General features: G+C 62.6%; 18 protein-coding genes. 11 read left to right on the top strand and 7 right to left on the bottom strand.

The genetic code is table 11. From position 1 onward, the window contains the following. Positions 1 to 127 precede the first annotated feature (127 nt). From G7048_RS08540 to G7048_RS08525, 4 genes are read left to right on the top strand one after another with little or no spacing between them, the layout of a single operon-like run. The gene (locus G7048_RS08540) at positions 128 to 1,048 is read left to right on the top strand and encodes a branched-chain amino acid ABC transporter permease (protein ID WP_166067723.1); all 921 of its coding nucleotides are present in this window, start codon (positions 128 to 130) and stop codon (positions 1,046 to 1,048) included. Continuing rightward, positions 1,048 to 2,868, top strand: coding sequence for an ATP-binding cassette domain-containing protein (locus G7048_RS08535; RefSeq protein WP_166067722.1), 1,821 nt, complete (start codon positions 1,048 to 1,050; stop codon positions 2,866 to 2,868). Before G7048_RS08540 ends, G7048_RS08535 begins: the two co-directional genes overlap by 1 nt. Further along, on the top strand, positions 2,861 to 3,595 hold the full coding sequence (locus G7048_RS08530; protein WP_166067721.1) for an ABC transporter ATP-binding protein: 735 nt from the start codon (positions 2,861 to 2,863) through the stop codon (positions 3,593 to 3,595). Before G7048_RS08535 ends, G7048_RS08530 begins: the two co-directional genes overlap by 8 nt. Continuing rightward, a complete protein-coding gene (locus G7048_RS08525; protein WP_166067720.1) occupies positions 3,592 to 5,208 on the top strand; it encodes a GMC family oxidoreductase in 1,617 nt (538 codons plus the stop codon). Before G7048_RS08530 ends, G7048_RS08525 begins: the two co-directional genes overlap by 4 nt. 10 nt (positions 5,209 to 5,218) lie before the next feature. Here the strand turns inward: G7048_RS08525 and G7048_RS08520 are convergent, their stop codons facing one another. Next, complete coding sequence (locus G7048_RS08520; RefSeq protein ID WP_166067719.1) at positions 5,219 to 6,853, bottom strand: AMP-binding protein; 1,635 nt, start codon at positions 6,851 to 6,853, stop codon at positions 5,219 to 5,221. A 43-nt stretch (positions 6,854 to 6,896) separates the two neighbouring features. After that, positions 6,897 to 7,562 (bottom strand): glutathione S-transferase family protein, encoded by a 666-nt coding sequence (locus G7048_RS08515; RefSeq protein ID WP_371747663.1) that lies wholly within the window; start codon positions 7,560 to 7,562, stop codon positions 6,897 to 6,899. A 365-nt stretch (positions 7,563 to 7,927) separates the two neighbouring features. Between G7048_RS08515 and G7048_RS08510 the strand changes: the two genes are divergently transcribed. Beyond that, positions 7,928 to 8,326, top strand: coding sequence for a hypothetical protein (locus G7048_RS08510; protein WP_166067716.1), 399 nt, complete (start codon positions 7,928 to 7,930; stop codon positions 8,324 to 8,326). 323 nt (positions 8,327 to 8,649) lie between these two features. Here the strand turns inward: G7048_RS08510 and rsmI are convergent, their stop codons facing one another. Beyond that, on the bottom strand, positions 8,650 to 9,600 hold the full coding sequence (rsmI, locus tag G7048_RS08505) for a 16S rRNA (cytidine(1402)-2'-O)-methyltransferase (protein ID WP_166067715.1): 951 nt from the start codon (positions 9,598 to 9,600) through the stop codon (positions 8,650 to 8,652). A 17-nt stretch (positions 9,601 to 9,617) separates the two neighbouring features. Between rsmI and G7048_RS08500 the strand changes: the two genes are divergently transcribed. From G7048_RS08500 to G7048_RS08490, 3 genes are all read left to right on the top strand, one after another. Continuing rightward, positions 9,618 to 10,031: a YraN family protein gene (locus G7048_RS08500; protein WP_166070876.1), complete on the top strand. Its 414-nt coding sequence runs from the start codon at positions 9,618 to 9,620 to the stop codon at positions 10,029 to 10,031. A 123-nt stretch (positions 10,032 to 10,154) separates the two neighbouring features. After that, positions 10,155 to 10,748 carry an SIS domain-containing protein gene (locus tag G7048_RS08495; RefSeq protein ID WP_166067714.1) on the top strand — a complete coding sequence of 198 codons (594 nt, stop codon included), beginning with the start codon at positions 10,155 to 10,157 and terminating at the stop codon, positions 10,746 to 10,748. Continuing rightward, positions 10,748 to 11,542 (top strand): BON domain-containing protein, encoded by a 795-nt coding sequence (locus G7048_RS08490; RefSeq protein WP_166067713.1) that lies wholly within the window; start codon positions 10,748 to 10,750, stop codon positions 11,540 to 11,542. The genes G7048_RS08495 and G7048_RS08490 overlap by 1 nt, the downstream gene beginning before the upstream one ends. Before the next feature lie 76 nt (positions 11,543 to 11,618). Here G7048_RS08490 and G7048_RS08485 read toward each other — a convergent pair whose 3' ends face one another. The 4 genes from G7048_RS08485 to G7048_RS08470 all read right to left on the bottom strand — a co-directional run bounded on the left by G7048_RS08485 (position 11,619) and on the right by G7048_RS08470 (position 15,603). Beyond that, positions 11,619 to 12,536, bottom strand: coding sequence for an NAD(P)-dependent oxidoreductase (locus tag G7048_RS08485; RefSeq protein ID WP_166067712.1), 918 nt, complete (start codon positions 12,534 to 12,536; stop codon positions 11,619 to 11,621). 57 nt (positions 12,537 to 12,593) lie between these two features. Beyond that, entirely contained in the window at positions 12,594 to 13,730 is a 1,137-nt protein-coding gene (locus G7048_RS08480; RefSeq protein WP_166067711.1) for a PilT/PilU family type 4a pilus ATPase, read from the bottom strand. A gap of 128 nt (positions 13,731 to 13,858) precedes the next feature. Continuing rightward, positions 13,859 to 14,491, bottom strand: coding sequence for a cyclic nucleotide-binding domain-containing protein (locus G7048_RS08475; RefSeq protein ID WP_166067710.1), 633 nt, complete (start codon positions 14,489 to 14,491; stop codon positions 13,859 to 13,861). A gap of 68 nt (positions 14,492 to 14,559) precedes the next feature. Further along, positions 14,560 to 15,603: a type IV pilus twitching motility protein PilT gene (locus tag G7048_RS08470; protein ID WP_166067709.1), complete on the bottom strand. Its 1,044-nt coding sequence runs from the start codon at positions 15,601 to 15,603 to the stop codon at positions 14,560 to 14,562. 119 nt (positions 15,604 to 15,722) lie between these two features. Between G7048_RS08470 and G7048_RS08465 the strand changes: the two genes are divergently transcribed. The 3 genes from G7048_RS08465 (at position 15,723) to G7048_RS08455 (ending at position 18,651) form a co-directional block, all read left to right on the top strand. Beyond that, on the top strand, positions 15,723 to 16,445 hold the full coding sequence (locus tag G7048_RS08465) for a YggS family pyridoxal phosphate-dependent enzyme (protein WP_166067708.1): 723 nt from the start codon (positions 15,723 to 15,725) through the stop codon (positions 16,443 to 16,445). A gap of 357 nt (positions 16,446 to 16,802) precedes the next feature. Beyond that, a complete protein-coding gene (locus tag G7048_RS08460) occupies positions 16,803 to 17,945 on the top strand; it encodes an aminotransferase class V-fold PLP-dependent enzyme (RefSeq protein WP_166067707.1) in 1,143 nt (380 codons plus the stop codon). 283 nt (positions 17,946 to 18,228) lie between these two features. Then, a complete protein-coding gene (locus G7048_RS08455; protein WP_166067706.1) occupies positions 18,229 to 18,651 on the top strand; it encodes an FKBP-type peptidyl-prolyl cis-trans isomerase in 423 nt (140 codons plus the stop codon). Positions 18,652 to 18,738 lie beyond the last annotated feature (87 nt).

The following is an 18,738-nucleotide window of genomic DNA, read 5'->3' as shown; positions in this document are numbered from 1 at the left end:
TCTGCGGCTTCACGCCTAGCCTGAGGGGCTGTCTCGTCATTGGGGTGGTGAGTTCAAACACCGTGCGCGCTGCTGGCGTTGTGGTTTGAAGACCGGGTGTTGCACGTCGGTTTTTCGTGGGGCTTGTATGTTCGAGTCGATTCTTCAGGCGATCTTCAGCGGTCTGGCGCTCGGCAGCATCTATGCGCTGGTGGCGGTGGGCTTCAACATCACGTTCAACACCACCAAGACGCTGAACTTCGGGCAGGGCGAGTTCCTCGTCGCAGGGGCGTTCGTGTCGGTGTCGGTGTTGCTGCTGCTCGCGGGCAAGAACATCACCGATACCTTGCTGCCGGCCGATGTGACCATGGTGCGCTATGTGCTCAGTCTCATCGGCACGATGGCGGTGCTGGGTGTGCTGGGTGTGATCCTGTACTACGCGGCGGTGAGGCCGTTTGTGGGGCGGGGCGGTATGGCGTGGGTGATGAGCACCATTGGCTTTGGCATCATCATCCAGAATACGGCGCTGGCGATCTGGGGGCCATCGAACATGGTGATGCCGTCGCCGCTTGGCAGTGACGTGATACGCATCGGCGGCGCGGGGGTATTGCCGCAGGAAGTGCTGGTGCTGGTGGCGAGCGTGATCGTGCTGCTCAGTCTCGACTTCGTCATGCGTCGCACCAAGATCGGAAAGGCCGTGCGCGCCGTGGCGCAAAGCGGCAGCGCGGCCACGCTCATGGGCATCAATGTGACAGCGATCGTGGTGCTGGCGTTCGTCATCAGTTCCAGCCTGGCAGGCTTGGCGGGACTGTTGATTGCACCGATCACCACCGCCTCCGTTTTCATGGGCATGTCGCTGGCGCTCAAGGCATTTTCGTCAGCGATTCTGGGCGGGCTCACCAGTCCGCGCGGCTGCATGCTGGGCGGCTTCATTCTCGGGTTGATCGAGGCGCTGGTCGGGCTCTGGCAAGCCGAGCTGCGTGAGATCAGCATCTTCGTGCTCATCATCATCGTGCTCGTCGTGCGGCCGCAAGGGCTGCTTGGACAGAAGATCGTGGAGAAGGTCTGATGCGCAGCGGCGAGTTCAAACATTACTTCTGGCTGCTCATCGTCGCAGCGCTGGTGGCGGCGATTCCGCTGCTCACGAGCAACGACTTCTATCTGCGCATCGTGTTCCTGATCGGCGTGAACTACATCGCTGCATCGGGCCTGAATGTGCTGGTGAACTACACCGGGCAGAAATCGCTCGGCCACGCAGGCCTGTTTGCCGTGGGCGCCTATGCCGTGGCGCTGCTGACGGCGCGCTGGGGTTGGAATCCTTGGGCCGCATTCGCGATGGCGGGCGTGCTCGCCGGCCTGTTCGGCGTGGTCATCGCCTTGCCGGCACTGCGCGTGAAAGGGCCTGCGCTGGCGATGGTGACCATCGGCTTCGGCATCGTGGTCGAGAAGATCGTCTCTGAATGGCAGGATGTGTTCGCGGGGCAGCAGGGCATCTACGGCGTCTTGCCGCTCAAGTGGGGTGAGCAGATGTTCGGCACCAAGCACTGGGTCTGGTTCGTGCTGGTTCTGTGCGTTGTGTTGCACGTGATGTTCCGCTATTTGCTGGGTGGTCGCTTCGGTCGCGCGTTTCTTGCGGTGAACACGGCAGAGGTCGCGGCCGAAAGCGTGGGCGTGAGCGTCTACAAGTTCAAGGTGCTGGCGTTCGTGATCAGCGCGTTCACCTGCGGCATTGCGGGTGCGTTGATCGCGCAGCAGAACCAGTACATCAACTCGGATTTCATCACCTTCAATCTCTCGATCTTCTTCTTGTTGATCGTGCTGTTCGGTGGCAATTCGGTCTACGGTCCGCTGCTGGGATCGGTGGTGCTCACGCTGCTCGATTCACTGCTCTCGCGCTGGCCCGATGTGCAGCATTTCACGTATGGCGCGCTGCTCCTGTTTGCGCTGTATGCGATGCCGAATGGGCTCTCGGGATTTGTGCGAATGCTGGCTCGAAAATTCGCGCCGGGACTGGTGCCCAAGGAGCGCTTGCCGAACGATCTGCCGGCATGGCAATTGAAGCCCGCTGTGGGCGCATCAAGCGCTGGCGTGCTGCTCGATGGGCAAGGTCTGTACAAGGCTTATGGCGGCGTGGTGCCGACCAACAATGTGAATATCCAGATCAAGCCCGGCCATGTGCATTCGCTGATCGGCCCGAACGGTGCGGGCAAGACCACGCTGCTCAACATTCTGTCGGGCATCGTCACGCCGGAACGCGGGCGCATCCAGTTTGCCGGGCAGGACATCGTTGGCGTGTCGCCCAACAAAATCGCGCGCATGGGTCTGGGGCGCACCTTCCAGAACCTGCGGCTGTTCAGCGACATGACAGTGCTCGACAACGTGAAGGTCGGTCTGCATTCGCACATCAAGGCGGGCTTCTTCGCGAGTCTGATTGGCGTGGGCAAGGCGCACAAAGCGGAGTTGGCGGCGCGAGACGAGGCGCTGCAGATTCTCGATCGCCTGCATCTGCGCGACAAGGCACTCGACATTGCGGGCAGCTTGCCTTACGGCTTGCAGCGAAGGCTCGAACTGGCACGCGCGCTCGCCACGCATCCCAAGCTGCTCTTGCTCGATGAACCTGCGGCGGGTCTCAATCCGCAGGAGACGCAGGAGCTGATTCAGGTGATCGCGCGTATCCGCGATCTGGGCATCACGGTGCTGCTGATCGAGCACCACATGGATCTGGTGATGGCGGTGTCGGATCACGTGATCGTGCTCGACTACGGTCAGAAGATCGCCGAAGGCACGCCCGCAGAAGTGCAGAACAACCCGCGCGTGATTGCAGCCTATCTGGGCAGCGACGAGGACGAAGATGCTGCGGATGACGTGATCGGAGGCCAGCATGCCTGAGCAGACGACAGCCTTGCTGCGCGTGGATTCGCTGCAGGTGCATTACGGCGCGGTGCAGGCGCTCAAGGGCGTTTCGCTGCATGTGAATGCGGGCGAAGTGGTGACCATCATCGGCGGCAACGGCGCGGGCAAGAGCACGCTGATGAAGGCCATTTCGGGTCTGGAACCAGCCGCAGCGGGAAGCATTGCATTCGAAGGTCAGGACATCACGCGCATGCCCGGCCATCTGCGTGTGCCGCTAGGCATCGCGCAAAGCCCGGAAGGCCGGCAGGTGTTCGCTGATCAGACCGTGCTCGACAACCTGCTGCTCGGCGCGTATCACCGCAAGGATGGAGCGGCGGAGATTGCCGCCGATGTGGAAAAACAGTTCGCCGCATTTCCTCGATTGCGCGAGCGCCGCGAGCAGATGGCGGGCACCATGTCGGGCGGCGAGCAGCAGATGCTGGCGATTGCGCGCGCGCTGATGTCGCGGCCCAAGCTGTTGTTGCTCGATGAACCATCGCTGGGTTTGGCACCGCTCATCGTCAAGGAGATCTTCGCCATCGTTCGGCAGCTCAAGTCGCAGGGCGTGACGATTCTGCTGGTCGAGCAGATGGCCAATCAGGCCTTGGCCGTGGCCGACCGCGCCTATGTGCTGGAGACCGGGCGCTTCACGCTCGAAGGCGCGGCGGCCGATTTGCGGTGCGACCCGAAGGTGCGTGCCGCCTACCTTGGAGCCCATGCATGACGGAGCCTGCTGGCGACACGTATGACTATGTGATCGTCGGCAGTGGAGCGGCGGGGGCCATCGTCGCCGCGCGTTTGAGCGAAGACCCGAACGTCAGCGTCTGTGTGCTCGAAGCGGGGCCGCCGGACAGCCATCCGTGGCTCAGGCTGCCTGCGGGGTTCATCAAGGTGATCTTCAATTCCAAGTACGCGTGGCAGTTCAGTTCGGAGCCCACGGAGCGCACGAACGACAGACGCATTCCGCTGCCGCAAGGCAAGACGCTGGGCGGCTCGACGTCGATCAACGGGCTGGTCTACAACCGCGGCCAGCGCGAGGATTTCGATGGCTGGGCGGCAATGGGAAATCCCGGTTGGTCCTATGACGAAGTGCTGCCGTATTTCAAGCGCTCGGAAGCGTTTGTCGATGGTGGCGATCCTGAATTGCGCGGCCACAGTGGCGCATTGAAGGTCACGCTGCCGCATTGGCCGCATCCCGTGTGCGAGGCCTTTTTGCAAGGCGCGCAAGCACTCGGCATGCCGCGCAATGCGGACTACAACGGCACGTCGCAGCAAGGCGTGGGCTACTTCCAGCGCACCATCCACAAGGGTTGGCGCATGAGCACGTCGGCCGCGTTTTTGCGTCCCGCCATGCATGCGCGCAATCTCCATGTGGTGACGAATGCGCAGGCGCAGCGCGTGGTGTTGCGCGGCCATCAGGCGGCGGGCGTGGTTTACAGGCAGGGCGGCGCGATGCATGTGGCGCATGCGCGGCGCGAGGTGATTGTGTGCGCTGGTGCGATCAACACGCCCAAGCTGCTGCAGCTTTCCGGCATTGGCGATGGCGAGCAACTGCGCGAGTTCGGCATCGACACGCAGGTGCATCTGCCCGGCGTGGGCCAGCATCTCAAGGACCACTTTTCGATTCGCCTCGTTGCGCGCGTGAAAAACGCCGTCACCATCAACGAGCTCGCGCGCGTGCCGCGTCTGTGGGGGCAGGCGTTCGACTGGCTGCGCGGCAAGCCGAACATTCTCTCGCTGAGCCCGTCCGTCGTGCATTGGTTCTGGCAGTCGCAGTCGGGGCTGTCGCGGCCCGATCTGCAGGGCGTGTTCTCGCCAGCGAGTTACCGCGAAGGTTATGTCGGCATGCTCGATGTGTTTCCTGGCATGACTTGCGGCGTGTGGCAGCACCGGCCGAAGAGCGAGGGATCGGTGCGCATCGCGTCGGCCAATCCTGCGGTGGACCCCATCGTGCAGCCGAACTATCTGGAGGACGAGGATGACCGCCGCACGCTGATTCGTGGTGTGCTCATTGCACGTTCGTTGCTGCTCACCGAAGCGCTGGCGAAGTTTCGCGAAGCCGAGGTGATGCCCGGTGAGAAGGTGCAGTCCGACGACGAGATTCTCGATTTCATCCAGCGCTACGGTGTGTCGTCGTATCACCTGAACGGCACGGCGCGCATGGGGCCCGCAAGTGACTCGCAGGCAGTCGTCGATGCGCAGTTGCGCGTGCATGGCGTGCAAAACTTGCGCGTGGTCGATGCGTCGGTGATGCCCGAAATCACATCGGCCAACACCTGTGCCGCGACGATGATGATCGGCGAGAAGGGCGCTGAGTTGATCCGCAGCGCGCGTTGACGATCAGCGCTTATCCGCGCTTCTTTCTGGTGCGCAGATCGCGGATTCCGGGCAGCGTCGTCGGGTCCTGTCCGGCCTGCAGAATGCGGTGTTTCTGGATCTTTTGCGTGCCGGTTGTGGGGATCTCGTCGGTGAACCACCACCAGCCCGGCACCTTGTAGTAGGCCATCTCCTTCTGGCAGAAGTCGAACAGCTCGCTGCAGAGTTCGTCGCTCGCGGTTTCGCCCGGCACGAGCACGATGCTGGCGAGCACCTCTTCTTCGCGAATGGCGTCGGGCGCGGCCATCACGGCAACGCCCTGAACTTTCGGGTGCGTGAGCAAAATCGCTTCGACTTCAGCGGCAGCGATGTTTTCGCCCGAGCGGCGAATGATGTTCTTGCGCCGGTCCATGAAATGCAGCAGTCCGTCCGGGTCCTGCACGACCACGTCGCCGGTGTGGAACCAGCCGCCGATCCACGCTTTTTCCGTCGCTGCGGGATCGTCGAGATATTCGCTGAAAAAATGCTTGCGCGGCGTTTCGGCTGAGTAGCGCACCAGCATTTCGCCGGGCGTGCCGAAGGGCACGGGCGCGCCAGTTTCATCGGCCACCAGCACTTCGAGACCCGGCACGCCGCGACCGAACGAGCGCGTGCCGACCTGACGATCTGCGGTGTAGTCGGAGAGCGTGCGCACCACTTCCGTCATGCCCCACAGCTCGATCAGCGGAAAGCCGAAGCGCTGCTCGAACACGGCATGCAGTTGCGGCTCCACGCCCGCGCCGTAGCCGAAGCGGATCACATGCTTTTTCTCCCATTCCGATTCGGGCTGTTTGAGCAGCAGCGGAATGATCACGCCGAGGTAGTGAACGATGGTGGCGCGCGATGTGGCGACTTCTTCCCACCAGCGCGAGGGTTGAAAGCGGTCCGTCTGCACCTGACAGCCGCCCGACACCAGCATGCAGTAGAACGACAGGATGGACGCGTTGACGTGAAACAGCGGCAGCGGGTTGAACAGGCGCTCCTTGCCTTCCTGAATCGACACGAAGCCGGTCTGGCTTGCATACCATTTGCCTGCAGCAAGTTCGTAGGCATGCGACAGCACACAGCCCTTGGGCTGGCCCGTGGTGCCCGAGGTGTAGAGAATGCTCGCGGGCGTGTCGGCGGTCACCTGACCGGCTTGAGCGGCGCGGCTGGCCTTTGGCAGTTGCAGCGCGGTGCTGTTCAGCGGATCGACGGTGGTGACCGCTGGCTTGTGCCGCGTGTCTTCCAGCGATTCCTGAATCGAAGCGAGACGCGAGGGCAGGCAGACGATGAGATCGACCTTGGAGTGGTCAATCAGATAGTTCAATTCGCGGCGACGGTAATCCGGGTTGACGGGTACGCAGCAGATGCCGAGCGTGTTGAGCGCGAGCTTGTGCAGCATGTGCTCGGGGCGGCTTTCCAGCAGCAGGGCCACGCGGTGTCCAAGCCCATATCCAGCTTCGCTGTAGAGCCTGGCGAGCGCGGCGATCTGCGTGCCGGCTTCGCGGTAGCTGATCTCGACGCCGTCCTGCGCATAGTCGCGGCGTGGGTTGGAGGGCACGGCCAGCAGGCTGTTGTCGGCATAGCGCTGGACGGCGGCCTGCAGCGCCTGGCCAATCGTTGTCTCGTCGGTCACGGTGATCATGGGATGGCTCCTGCGTTCGTCGTCATCATCTTTATCATCGTCATCAGGGCCGCAGCAGCGGCGAAGGCATCGGGTCCACGCCCTGATCGATGGCGGCTTGTTTTTCGATGTCGAGGCTGCGTTGAAACGCGGGGCGTTCGCGCAGTCGCTGCCAGTAGGCCTGCGTGGCGGGCCCCCATTGTTCGCGCAGGTCGAGAAACTCGGACAGCATCAGCGCATAGCTGGCGGCGATGTCGGCGGCAGTGAAGCGGTCGGCGCACAGAAATTCGCGCTGCGATGTCGCTGCTTCGACGGCCTTGAGCCGACCGAGAAACCAGCGCGTGTAGTCCTGCACGACCTGCGGCTGGCGGCGCTCGGGCGGCTCGAAATGCGTGTAGCGCAACACCAGCGTCAGCGGAAAGGTGAGGGTCGCGTCCGACATGAACAGCCAGTTCAGATAGCTGGCGTAGGCTGCATCACCGGGCTGCACGGACAGCGGCGTGCCGGGGACCAGGCTGCAGAGGTATTGGCAGATCGCGCTCGACTCGGTGAGTCGCGCCTCGCCATCGATCAAGAGCGGCACCGTGCCCAGCGGATTGAGTTCGAGAAAGCTGCGTGCCATCACGCGTGGCGGAAAGGGCAGCATCTTCAGTCGATACGGCAAGCCCAGTTCCTCGAACATCCACAGTGCACGAAAAGAGCGCGCGCTGACGCTGTGATAAAGCTCCATCACTCACCTGTCTCCTTGTTGTTCATGCAGCGCTGATGACTCTTGAGTGCGCTTGCGTGTCCGGGCGATGTTAATGGATTCGCGAGCAGCACATGTATTGATGCAGCCTCGCAGATAGCGTTGAAATCGCCTTGAGAATACGAGCCATATTGTTGGGCAAGCGATGCCGACCTTGCTCAAGCGAATGCCGTTTGCAGCGTTTGGTAACTCTAAAAATGGGGAAGAGGCTGGAGTGCTATTGATTTTTGTCACGCAAATTGCAAACTGCTCGGTGAGTGCAATTTCTTGTGCGGGCGTTGTATTGAATTCACTTTGTCAGGGGCCATCTGCAGCGCCTGTTCATTGATACTCAAGGAGTGCCCGTTATGTTCCCCGAAAAAATTGCCAAGTCTCATCTCGTCAAGCTCAACCGAATGCTGGACGACATCGCACGTGCGTCCAAGGATCTGGATGGCTTGCGCATGGCCTACCAGTGCATTGCCGACGAATGCGAACACGAGTTGCGCTGCACGCCCGATTGCGCGTCGGTCGTGCTGGGACAACCACAGGCCCAGCGCTGCGCCGAAATCGTGGTTGCGCATGTGACGCTCAAGTCCGACATCGAATGCGCGCTCACGCGTGGCACCGATGGCAAGCAGGTGGGCGCGTTGCAAGTGCGGCTCGATGCGCTGGAAGACGAGCGTGACACGCTCGATTCCGATTTGCGCTCCACGCAGCGCTCGCTTTGGAAACTCCGGCCCATCGCGTTGGAGGACCCGCCCTAGTGCTGGCCGCGGTTCCCCCATTGCCCCATTTGGATAGGTTGGAAAGTCAATTGAGTTGATGTCCCGTCGGACCCATGCCCGACACGAAAAGAAAAAGTAAACCAAAGGGACCAGGAGTGATGCGCTAGTCGAGAGGCACGGATTTCAAGGCTTCTACGCACATGCGCGCAGCGGTTGGATGCTCGGGACAAGGGTATCGGTCGCGCCAGTCATTCCACCTCGGCTGCAGCCACCGGCTGGCCGAAAGCGCACTGCCATCAGCGGGCAGATGCGGCGCAGTCCATGCGCTTTGCCATCGTGCTTCTCACTCCCTCATCGCCCAATCATTTTTCGTCGCCTTCGTTGTCGTTCTCGCTGTCGTTGTCGCCTGCTGACTTCATCGCGAGCGCCATGTCGTAGAGCCGATTGCGTGCTCCGCCGGTGATCTGCGCGGTCAGGCGCACAGCGGTCTTCATGGGCAGTTCGGCCAACAGCAGTTGCAGGATTTGCTGCTCCTTGGGATCGTGCTCGGTGCTTTGCGTGGAGGGATGGATCACGACCACGAATTCGCCACGGCTGTGCTGGCTGTCCGATTGCAGCCAGGCGAGCAGCGCGCTCGCCGGGTGTGTGGTGATCTGCTCGAACTGCTTGCTGATCTCGCGCGCCAGCGTCACCGGGCGTTCGCCCAGAACGGCCAGCGCCTTGGCGAGTTCTTCGATGCGGTGCGGCGCTTCGAGCAGCACGACGGCGCGCGGCTCCAGCGCCAGTTGATCGATGACGGATGCGCGCTCGGCGGACTTGGTAGGCAGAAAGCCTGCGAACAGAAAGCCTTGTGCATCGGGCGACACGATGCCCGCCACGCTGATGGCCGTGGTCACGCTGCTCGCGCCCGGCAGCGGCATTGCGCGCAGACCGGCGGCCTGCACGGCGGCGCAAAGGCGCGCGCCCGGATCGCTCACGCCCGGCGTGCCCGCATCGCTCACATAGACAACCCGTTTGCCTTGTTGCAGCAGGTCGATCACCTGCGCCGAGCGTTCGGCCTCGTTGTGCTGGTGCACGGCCAGCAGTTGATTGCCGGACTTGTCGAGCCCGTAGGCGCGCAGCATCTGCTGGGTGTGGCGCGTGTCTTCGCAGGCGACATGGTCGGCCAGTTGCAACACATGCAGGGCGCGCAGGGTGATATCTGCGAGATTGCCGATCGGGGTCGCCACGACGTACAAGGCCCCCTGCGGATAATGCTGAGCACCGGCTGCATCGCGAGCAGCTGTCAGGGCAGAGGCAAAAGATGTGCTCATGGGATTTCCTGAAAAGAATGAAGGGGCAGGCGGCGCAAGCCACTGGACAGAACACCGACGCAGGCACGGCGGACCGGACCACGCGCGTGCAGGGCATGCTCGCCGAGGATCAGGCGCTGGCCCATCTGCAGAAGGCCGGACTGAAGCTCGTCACCCGCAATTATCGAACTCCGGGCCGGGGCGGCGGGGAAATCGACCTGATCATGCGTGATCGCGACGGGACATTGGTCTTCGTCGAGGTGCGCAGCCGGGGCTCGGCGCAGTTCGGCGGCGCGGGCGCCAGCATCGGTGCGACCAAGCGGCGGCGCATCATTTTCGCGGCCCTGCACTACCTGGCGGTGCTGCCTGCGCACCCGCCCTGTCGCTTTGATGTGGTGCTGATCCAGCCCGAGCTGGTGTGGCTCAAGGGGGCTTTTGACGCGGGAGACTGAGCGCCGTTTTTGAGGGTTTCTTGCGTTTTTCGGCTGTTTTTCATGCCGCAATGGATATATGCCGATACGGATTTGGAATTCAGTCACTTCGCGCCTGCGCCAGACAAGTATCATCGGCAGTCCATGCTTGAGCAACGAATCCAACAACATTTCATCGACAGCGCCGACGTCAAGTACCAGTCGGCGCAAGCCTTGAGCGACCCCATCAATGCGGCGGTGCAGGCGCTGCTCGCCTGTGTGACCAATGGCTCCAAGGTGCTGGCCTGCGGCGCGGGGCTGTCTTCCGCGCAGGCGCTGCAGTTCGCCATGATGTGCGTGGCGGGCTTCGAGCGCGAGCGTCCCGAACTCGCCGCCATGGCCCTGTCGGCCGATGCCGGTTGGGCCGGAACGCTCGGTCAGTCGTTTGAAGTGGGCGCGTTTGCCCGCCAGGTGCGCGCCTTGGGCGCAGCCGGCGACGTGCTGCTCGTGCTGTGCGTGAATGGCGACGAACCGGCGCTGCTCGAAGCGGTGCTTGCCGCCCACGAGCGAGACATGTCGGTGATCGCCCTGTGCGCGCGTGATTCCGGCGCGATGGGCGGCGTGATGCGCGAGACCGACGTGCAGATTTGCGTGCCGCACGACCGCGCCGCGCGTGTGCGCGAGGTGCATTTGCTCATCCTGCACTGTCTGTGCGACGGTGTGGATACCCAGTTACTTGGTGAACAGGAGATGCTTTGATGAAATTCCTTCATGCCCGTACCACTTGCGCCGTGCTGGCTGCAACGCTGCTGGCCGCCGGTCTGACTGCTTGCGCCCCCGTGGTGCTGGGCGGCGGCGCGGTGATGGGCACGCTGATGGCGACGGACCGCCGCACCACCGGCACCCAGGTCGAGGACGAAGCCATCGAGAACAAGGTCGCCGGTCGCCTCAAGGACACCATGAATGGCCGTGGCCACTTCAACGTCACCAGCTACAACCGCCAGGTGCTGCTGACCGGCGAGGTGCCGACTGTCGAGGAAAGCCAGAAGGCCGAGCGCGAAGCCCGTGCGGTCGAGAACGTGAAGTCGGTGGTCAACGAGCTGGGCGTGATGGAGAACTCCGGCTTCTCCCAGCGCTCGCGCGACACGCTGATCACCGGCAAGGTCAAGGCCAGCCTGATGGATGCCAAGGACCTGTCGGCCAACGTCTTCAAGGTCGTGACCGAGCGCGACGTGGTCTACCTGATGGGCCGCGTCACTCCGCGCGAAGCCAAGCGCTCCGCCGAAATCGCCCGTGGTGTGGACAACGTGCGCAAGGTCGTGCGCGTGTTCGAGACCATCTCGGAAGAGGAATTGGCCAACTACGGCAAGCAGCAAGGCGCTCCGGTGCAGGATGCGTCGTCGGCTGGCACGTCGACCACATCCGCTCCCGCTGCCGTTGCGCCGACACCGCTGGCTGCGCAGCCCACTCCGGCGCCCGCACCTTCGGGTCCATCGCGCGAAGAAATCAAGGGCACGCCGCTGCCCGCGATCCAGACGGCACCGGTTCGCTGAGCCGCTGGTAGTCACCCACAGAAAAGCCGGTCAGGACTCGCATCCTGACCGGCTTTTTGTTGCTTGGGGCTGCGGATTACTTCGCGGGCTTGCGCAGGCGGGTGATCAGGCTCGACGTGTCCCAGCGCGCGCCGCCGGACTGCTGCACATCGCCGTAGAACTGATCGACCAGCGCCGTCACCGGCACGCGCGCGCCGTTGCGCTTGGCCTCATCGAGCACCAGACCCAGATCCTTGCGCATCCAGTCCACGGCAAAGCCGAAGTCGAACTTGCCCTGCACCATGGTCTTGCCGCGGTTTTCCATCTGCCAGCTCTGGGCCGCGCCCTTGCTGATCACGTCGAGCACGACGTTCATGTCCAGTTCCGCCTGCTGACCGAAGGCGATGGCTTCGGACAGGCCCTGCACCAGACCGGCGATGCAGATCTGGTTGACCATCTTGGCGAGCTGGCCTGCGCCGCTGTCGCCGATCAGTGTGAACGCACGCGAGAACGCCAGCGCCGTGGGGCGAGTGTCGTCGAAGGTGACCTGATCGCCGCCGCACATCACGGTAAGCTGGCCGTTCTGTGCGCCCGCCTGACCGCCGGACACAGGCGCATCGATGAACTGCAGACCGAGCGACAGCGCCTGTTCATACAACTCGCGCGCCACCTGGGCCGAGGCGGTGGTGTGGTCCACAAAGACGGTGTTGGCGCCCATGCCGGCGAAGGCACCGTGCTCGCCCAGCACCACCGAGCGCAGATCGTCGTCGTTGCCGACGCAGCAGAACACGATTTCGGCGTCCTTCACGGCGTCCTTGGGGGTGAGGCCAAAGCTGCCGCCGAATTCCTTGACCCAGGCTTCCGCCTTGGCCGAGGTGCGGTTGTAGACCGACACCTGATGCCCCGCCTTGGCCAGATGCCCGGCCATGGGATAGCCCATGACGCCCAGCCCCAGAAACGCGACTTTGCGCGGGGGAATAGCGTCATATGTGCGGGGATTGATGCTGCTGCTCATGTCAGGAAAACTCCAGTTGGTTCGTTCAATGGCTCAAAGGGGCTTGAAGGCGGGCGATCAGACGATCGAGAAATGTTCGGTACCGGCCGACAGGTCGGTGGTCTTGGCGCGCTGGCTGCTCAGCTTGATCTGCAGGCGCAGGTCGTTGACCGAGTCGGCGTTTCTGAGCGCGTCTTCGTAGGTGATCATGTTGGCCTCGAACAGGTCGAACAGCGCCTGATCGAAGGTCTGCATGCCGAGGTTGCGGCTCTTCTTCATGATTTCCTTGATCTCGGCGACCTCGCCCTTGAAGATCAGGTCGGCAATCAGCGGCGAGTTCAGCATGATTTCCACGGCGGCGGAGCGGCCCTTGCCGTCCTGCTTGGGAATCAGGCGCTGCGAGACGATGGCGCGCAGGTTCAGCGACAAGTCCATCAGCAACTGCCCGCGACGTTCTTCGGGGAAGAAGTTGATGATCCGGTCCAGCGCCTGGTTGGCCGAGTTGGCGTGCAGCGTGGCCAGACACAGGTGACCGGTTTCGGCGAATGCCACCGCATGCTCCATGGTTTCGCGGTCGCGGATTTCGCCCATCAGAATCACGTCGGGAGCCTGACGCAGCGTGTTCTTCAGCGCGGCTTCCCAGCTGTCGGTATCCAGACCCACTTCACGCTGCGTGACCACGCAATTCTTGTGCGGGTGCACGAATTCCACCGGGTCTTCCACGGTGATGATGTGGCCGTAGGAATTCTCGTTGCGCCAGTCGAGCATGGCGGCCAGCGTGGTCGATTTGCCCGAGCCGGTCGCGCCCACCAGAATGCACAGGCCGCGCTTGGTCATGGTCACGTCCTTGAGCACCTGCGGCACGCCAAGGCCATCGATGGTCGGTAGCGTCAGCGGAATCGTCCGCAGCACCAGACCGACGCGGCCCTGCTGCACGAAGGCGTTCACACGAAAGCGACCAATGCCCGCTGGCGAAATCGCGAAGTTGCATTCCTTGGAGCGCTCGAAGTCGGCGATCTGCTTGTCGCTCATGATCGAGCGCGCGAGGATCAGCGTGTGCGCAGGCGTCAGCGGCTGGGGCGAGACCTTGGTGATCTTGCCGTCCACCTTGATGGCGGGAGGAAATTCGGCGGTGATGAACAGGTCACTGCCTCCACGGCTGACCATCAGGCGAAGCAGATCGTTGATGAATTTACTGGCCTGATCGCGTTCCATGTCGTTCCTCTCGGTCTTCGCGGCTGCTCTGCAATCAGGCTGGCTCGGGAAGTTGTTGGTTGTAGCAAAAAATGCGTTTCAAAAATGCGTGTCCCCGGGATCGCCGGGGTCGCCCGAATCGCTCCGGGTCATCCGTTGGGATTGTCGCTGAGCCGCGAGCTCACCACGCGCAGGCGCAGCGACAATTTGCGGGCCAAAAGCGCAATCAGCGCGGCGGCCAGCGGCGGGTCCTGCGCCATCATCTCGTCGAGCGCCTCGGCGCTGAGCACTGCGACTTCGCATTCGGTGAGCGTGGTGCAGGTGGAAAAGCGGATGCCGCCGTCCAGCAACGACATCTCGCCCAGAATGTCTCCGGGGCGGGTTTCGGCCAGCCGCAGGTGCTCGCCCCAGGGTTGGCGACGGTCCACGCCGATGCTGCCCGAGAGCAGCACGATCATGAAGTTGCCGAATTCGTCCTGACGGATCAGGTCGCGATTGGGCGAGACCAGCGCGAACGCGAAGAAGCGCTGCATGCGCTCCAGTGCGTCCTTGTTCAGGTGCGACATGTACTGGTCTTTTTCCCAGACCGATTCGAGCAGCTTGCCCCCGCGGCTCTTGGGCAGGCGGGTGGCGACGACCTCGACGGCGCGCGCCTCCCACGGGGCGGCGGCCTTGCTGGCGCTCTTGCCCATGGAAAAGGCGGTCGTGAACAGGGTCGACTCGCCAACTTCCCTGGCTTCTCTGGGGCTCTTGGATTTGAGCAGGTCGAGGATGCCTTTCATGTGGTGTCTTCCTGTTTCGACGCCGCCGATGCGCCGAAGATTGGGGGTGTAGGACGCCTAGCTCACCATCATCCGGGGAAATTCTCCGGAATCTTGGCCTTGGCCCGCGCCTCGGCTGGGCTGATGATGTTGCGGCGCACCAAGTCTGTCAAATTCTGGTCCAGCGTCTGCATGCCCACACCGTTGCTGGTCTGGATCGTGGAGTACATCTGCGCGACCTTGGCTTCGCGGATCAGGTTGCGGATCGCGCTGGTGCCGAGCATGATTTCGTGCGCCGCGACACGGCCTTGTCCATCCTTGGTCTTGCACAGCGTCTGCGAGATCACCGCCTGCAGCGATTCGGAGAGCATCGCGCGGACCATTTCCTTTTCTTCGGCGGGGAACACGTCGATGATACGGTCGATGGTCTTGGCCGCGCTCGAGGTGTGCAGCGTGCCGAACACCAAGTGGCCGGTTTCGGCGGCGGTCATCGCAAGGCGAATGGTTTCCAAGTCACGCATTTCGCCCACCAGAATCGCGTCCGGATCTTCACGCAGTGCGGATTTCAGCGCGGCGGCGAACGACAGCGTCATCGGGCCGACTTCGCGCTGGTTGATCAGGCACTTCTTGGATTCGTGCACGAATTCGATCGGGTCTTCCACGGTGAGGATGTGGCCGTACTCGGTTTCGTTCAGGTAGTTGACCATCGCGGCCAGCGTCGTCGATTTGCCCGAGCCGGTAGGGCCGGTCACCAGCACCAGACCGCGCGGCTTGAGTGCCAGTTCGCCGAAGATCTTGGGCGCGTTCAGTTGTTCCAGCGTCAGGATCTTGCTTGGAATCGTACGGAACACCGCCGCCGCACCCCGGTTCTGGTTGAACGCGTTCACCCGGAAACGCGCCAGCCCTTCGATTTCGAAGGAAAAGTCGACTTCGAGGAATTCTTCGTAGGCCTTGCGCTGCGCGTCGCTCATGATGTCGTAGACCATGCTGTGCACGGTCTTGTGATCGAGCGCGTCGACGTTGATGCGGCGCACATCGCCGTGCACCCGGATCATCGGCGGCAGGCCGGCGGAGAGGTGCAAGTCGGATGCTTTGTTCTTGACGCTGAATGCAAGCAGTTGGGTAATGTCCACGGGATCCCTCTGATCGTTTGATACGCTTGGAGTCTTGTTTCCGAGCAGATCGACAGGTTAAGGTTGTTTGACCTGTGCCGCTAGTCAGATCGCCCGAAACGGACTCCTCAACGAATATTATGACGACGATTTCCAACAATCTCCAACGAGTGCACGCGCAGATTGCCAAGGCCTGTGAGCAGGCGGGGCGGCCCGCTGGCAGCGTGGCCTTGCTGGCGGTGTCCAAGACCTTCGGCCCCGAGGCCGTGCGCGACGCGGCCGAGGCCGGTCAGCGCAGTTTTGGCGAAAACTACATTCAGGAAGCCGTGGAGAAGATGGCCATCGTGGCCGAATACGGCCTGCCCCAGCCGCTCGAATGGCACTGCATCGGCCCGATCCAGAGCAACAAGACGCGCCTCGTGGCCGAGCATTTCGACTGGGCGCACACGGTGGACCGCCTCAAGATCGCCCAGCGCCTGTCCGACCAGCGCCCCGAACACCTGCCGCCGCTGCAGATTTGCATTCAGGTGAATGTGGACGGCGGCGCGAACAAGTCTGGCGTGGTACTCGAAGAGGCTGCTGAACTGGCGCGCGCAGCCGCCGCCCTGCCGCGCATCGTGGTGCGCGGGCTGATGAGCATTCCCGAACCCGCCGCCGATTTCGCGGCCCAACTCGCCGTGCACCAGCGCGCCCAGAAGCTGTTTGTCGATATTGCAGCGCAGCAAATTGCGGGGCTGGAAAGATTCGACACGCTTTCCATGGGCATGACGGATGACCTGGATGCAGCCGTCCAGGCAGGCAGCACCATGGTCCGCGTAGGCAGCGGCATCTTCGGCAAGCGCCATTACCCGAACGCTGCTTGACGTAGTGCTTCGCGGATAGCGGGGCGAACCAGTGCCGCGACGATCAGGCACATGGGCTGCCGGATTGGAAAGTCTTCGTTTTGAGATGACGATATAGGCCCTCATGCGTCGTTGTGGAAGCCTTGCCGTATCACGATACTGTCTGCGGCTTCACGCCTGGCCTGAGGGCCTATCTCGTCATTGTGGCGAGTGATTCCAGTGCCCACTGCGCTGCGCAGTCTGTGGAGTCAATTCCTGGTCAAACTGCGTGCTAAGCTGTATTTCTCTCGAAGAAATACCGTCTTTTCAACGCTGAACTTGGCCCGCAGGCGCTCCATCCGAACGCTGGCACGGGCCGTCCCAAACAGGAGATACGCCATGCCCGGATTGCTGCCCAACGTCGACCCCGATGGATTGATGGAGTTCTCGGTGGTCTACACCGACCGCGCGCTCAACCACATGTCCAAGAAATTCGTGGGCGTGGTGCAGGACATCCTCGGTGTCCTCAAAGAGGTCTACAACGCTCACACCGCCGTGCTCGTGCCCGGCAGCGGCACCTTCGGCATGGAGGCGGTGGCGCGCCAGTTCGCCAACCGCGAAAAGGTGCTGATCGTGCGCAACGGCTGGTTCAGCTACCGCTGGACGCAAATCTTCGACGAAGGCGCACTGGGCGGCGGCTCCATCGTCTGCAAGGCGCGCAAGCAAGGTGAAGGCTCGCAGGACCCGTGGGCTCCAGCACTCGCCGCCGACGTGGCCGAGACCATCCGCATCGAACGGCCCAAGGTCGTCTTCGCTCCGCACGTGGAAACCGCCAGCGGCATCATCCTGCCCGACGACTACATCAAGACCATCTCCGACGCCGCGCACGACGTGGGTGCGCTGATGGTGCTCGACTGCGTGGCCTCGGGCGCGATGTGGGTGGACATGCAGAAGACCGGCGTCGACGTGCTGATCAGCGCACCGCAAAAGGGCTGGAGCAGCACCCCATGCTGCGCGATGGTCATGCTCTCCGAACGCGCCCGCGTTGCCATCGAACCGACGCAAAGCTCCAGCTTTTCGTGCGATCTGAAGAAGTGGATGACGATCGCCGAAGGCTACGAAAAGGGCGCGCACGCCTATCACACGACCATGCCGACCGACGCCTTGGTCAAGCTGCGCGACGTGATGCTGGAAACCCGCGAATACGGCTTCGACAAAGTACGCCAGGAACAGAGCGACCTCGGAGCAAAGGTCCGCGTGCTGCTCGAATCGCGCGGCTTCCCGAGCGTGGCGGCAGAAGGCTTCAAGGCCCCCGGCGTGGTGGTGAGCTACACCACCAACCCCGAAATCCAGTCCGGCAAGGCATTCATGGCCGTCGGCCTGCAGACTGCCTCCGGCGTGCCGCTGCAATGCGACGAAGGCCCGGATTTCAAAACCTTCCGCATCGGCCTGTTCGGCCTGGAAAAGTGGCACAGCGTCGACCGCACGGTAGGCTACTTGGCAAAGGCACTGGACGCCATCGGCATCCCCCCAGCCAAGTAAGCAATAAAGAAAAGCGGAAGAGGCCCAACAAGCATCTCGCGAAGTCGCGAGATGAAAAAGGCACGAGCGAAGCGAAGTGCCGAATCACACCTCTTCCAAACTGATTTCCGGCGGTTGTCCGAGCGGAGCGCGCAGCGCGAAGCGAGTTCTGCCGGAGGTATTGAAAGCGCGTTTTTGGTTCCTTTTTGCGCGCAAGCAAAAAGGGACTCCGCCGCCGGGCGGAACTCCCGGCCAGTCCAACCCAAATACCCAGCCAAGGCCCAAAGCCGCAACAAACGCCAAAATGAAAAGCAACATCACCACACTGCTCTCAGCAGCCGCCATCGCCCTGCTGACAGCCACCACAGCAGCCCAAGCCGCAGACCCAGAAACCACCAAGTCCGGCCTGATCTACGAATCCATCAAGGACGGCACAGGCGCATCGCCCAAAGCCACCGACACCGTCCGCGTCCACTACCGCGGCTGGTTCCCCGAATCAGGCAAGGAATTCGACAGCTCCATCAAGCGCGGCCAGCCCATCGATTTCCCGCTCAACGGCGTGATCCCTTGCTGGACAGAAGGCGTGCAGAAAATGAAGGTCGGCGGCAAGGCCAAGCTGACCTGCCCACCCGGCATCGCCTACGGCGCACGTGGCGCAGGCGGAGTGATTCCGCCGAACGCGACGCTGAACTTCGAAGTCGAACTTCTGGACGTCAAGAGCAAGTAAGCATCGACGGCATCGCCCGCATGTGTGGCGCGCGTGACCCACAACAGGGCTTACGCGCCCATCTCCTACAGCGCAAAGTGTGATTTG

Origin of the sequence: Diaphorobacter sp. HDW4B, from assembly GCF_011305535.1 — a bacterium.
In the GTDB taxonomy this organism is placed as follows: Bacteria; Pseudomonadota; Gammaproteobacteria; order Burkholderiales; family Burkholderiaceae_C; genus Diaphorobacter_A.
The sequence above is the reverse complement of the archived record's forward strand: the minus strand, read 5'-3'. Positions and strand labels throughout refer to the sequence as shown.

Bases quoted from the DNA above. Each gene is read 5' to 3' on its own strand.
- G7048_RS08540 (WP_166067723.1), top strand. From the start codon at position 128: ATGTTCGAGTCGATTCTTCAGGCGATCTTCAGCGGTCTGGCGCTCGGC.
- G7048_RS08535 (WP_166067722.1), top strand. From the start codon at position 1,048: ATGCGCAGCGGCGAGTTCAAACATTACTTCTGGCTGCTCATCGTCGCA.
- G7048_RS08530 (WP_166067721.1), top strand. From the start codon at position 2,861: ATGCCTGAGCAGACGACAGCCTTGCTGCGCGTGGATTCGCTGCAGGTG.
- G7048_RS08525 (WP_166067720.1), top strand. From the start codon at position 3,592: ATGACGGAGCCTGCTGGCGACACGTATGACTATGTGATCGTCGGCAGT.
- G7048_RS08520 (WP_166067719.1), bottom strand. From the start codon at position 6,853: ATGATCACCGTGACCGACGAGACAACGATTGGCCAGGCGCTGCAGGCC.
- G7048_RS08515 (WP_371747663.1), bottom strand. From the start codon at position 7,562: ATGGAGCTTTATCACAGCGTCAGCGCGCGCTCTTTTCGTGCACTGTGG.
- G7048_RS08510 (WP_166067716.1), top strand. From the start codon at position 7,928: ATGTTCCCCGAAAAAATTGCCAAGTCTCATCTCGTCAAGCTCAACCGA.
- rsmI (WP_166067715.1), bottom strand. From the start codon at position 9,600: ATGAGCACATCTTTTGCCTCTGCCCTGACAGCTGCTCGCGATGCAGCC.
- G7048_RS08500 (WP_166070876.1), top strand. From the start codon at position 9,618: ATGAAGGGGCAGGCGGCGCAAGCCACTGGACAGAACACCGACGCAGGC.
- G7048_RS08495 (WP_166067714.1), top strand. From the start codon at position 10,155: ATGCTTGAGCAACGAATCCAACAACATTTCATCGACAGCGCCGACGTC.
- G7048_RS08490 (WP_166067713.1), top strand. From the start codon at position 10,748: ATGAAATTCCTTCATGCCCGTACCACTTGCGCCGTGCTGGCTGCAACG.
- G7048_RS08485 (WP_166067712.1), bottom strand. From the start codon at position 12,536: ATGAGCAGCAGCATCAATCCCCGCACATATGACGCTATTCCCCCGCGC.
- G7048_RS08480 (WP_166067711.1), bottom strand. From the start codon at position 13,730: ATGGAACGCGATCAGGCCAGTAAATTCATCAACGATCTGCTTCGCCTG.
- G7048_RS08475 (WP_166067710.1), bottom strand. From the start codon at position 14,491: ATGAAAGGCATCCTCGACCTGCTCAAATCCAAGAGCCCCAGAGAAGCC.
- G7048_RS08465 (WP_166067708.1), top strand. From the start codon at position 15,723: ATGACGACGATTTCCAACAATCTCCAACGAGTGCACGCGCAGATTGCC.
- G7048_RS08460 (WP_166067707.1), top strand. From the start codon at position 16,803: ATGCCCGGATTGCTGCCCAACGTCGACCCCGATGGATTGATGGAGTTC.
- G7048_RS08455 (WP_166067706.1), top strand. From the start codon at position 18,229: ATGAAAAGCAACATCACCACACTGCTCTCAGCAGCCGCCATCGCCCTG.